The sequence below is a fragment of the Aeromicrobium terrae genome (assembly GCF_008039565.1).
Classification (GTDB): domain Bacteria; phylum Actinomycetota; class Actinomycetes; order Propionibacteriales; family Nocardioidaceae; genus Aeromicrobium; species Aeromicrobium terrae.
In genome coordinates, this window is the sequence record NZ_VDUX01000013.1 from 1 (window position 1) to 1,087 (window position 1,087).

Genomic DNA, 1,087 nt, shown 5'->3' on the forward strand with positions numbered 1-1,087 from the left:
TGTAGTTCCCCGTCACGTTGTGGACGCGGTCTGCGGGGGTGAGGCCATCGATGCCGGTGTGGGGTCGATGGTGATTGTAGTGATGGAGCCAGGTGGCGTAGGTGGCTGCGCGGGCGGCGTCTGAGAGATAGGTCGTCGCGTAGGCCCATTCGGCCATCAGGGTGCGGTTGAACCGTTCGACCTTGCCGTTGGTTTGCGGCCGGTAGGGGCGTGTCTTGCGGTGTTTGATGCCGCCGAGCGCGGTGGTGAAGTCGTGGGACCGGTAGCAGGAGCCGTTGTCGGTCATCACGGCCTTGACGTCGATGCCGGCGCTGGTGAAGAAGGCCCGAGCGCGATGCCAGAATGCTGCGGCGGTCTCCTTGCGTTCGTCGGCGAGCTGTTCGGAGTAGGCGAGGCGGGAATGGTCGTCGACCGCGTGATGCAGATAGACGTAGCCGCGCGACGGCGAGGCGCCGGAGCGGGCCGCGCGATCTGTCGCAACGCCTGCTCGTCTGTGCTGCTCGGAGCCCCGTCCGAACATCCGCCAGCCTCCGCCATCGGGGATCCGGCCGAGCTTCTTGATGTCGACGTGCACCAGATCGCCGGGTGTCGCGGCTTCGTAGCGGACAGGCTTGGGTTTGCGCACCGGCAGGCCGGTGGCCTGGTCGACATGGGCCAGCAGCGGCATCCGATAGCGGGCCAGGACGCGGCCAACGGTCGAGCGTGGGATGCCGAGGTGATAGCTGATCCGATGTGGTCCCCACCGTCGGCAGTAGCGCAGCTTGACGATCCGGCGCTCCAGCCGCAGCGAGCACTGTGAAGGCGAACGGAGCGGCCGAGACGACCGGTCAGTCATCGGCTCACCGGCGCGATAACGATGAGCCCATTTCGCAGCCGTCGCCGGCGAACACTGAAACCGTTCAGCTGCCCGGCGCACCGGCCAACCACGGTCAACGACCAGCTGCGCCAGACGCAGTCGACCGAGCGGAGTCAAAGGGGCATTAGCGTGAGTCACGAGGACCTCCGGATCGAAGTTGGTGTCGTAACCCCTTCGATATCGGAGGTCCTCGCCTCACGTCACGCGATCACAACGTCCGGAGGAACTACA

At 66.0% G+C, this 1,087-nt stretch carries 1 protein-coding gene; it reads right to left on the bottom strand.

Features of this window, described 5'->3' with window-relative positions:
- A partial coding sequence (locus tag FHP06_RS15800) for an IS481 family transposase (protein WP_147687875.1) occupies positions 1-994 on the bottom strand: 994 nt, incomplete at its 3' end.
- Positions 995-1,087: the final 93 nt, after the last annotated feature.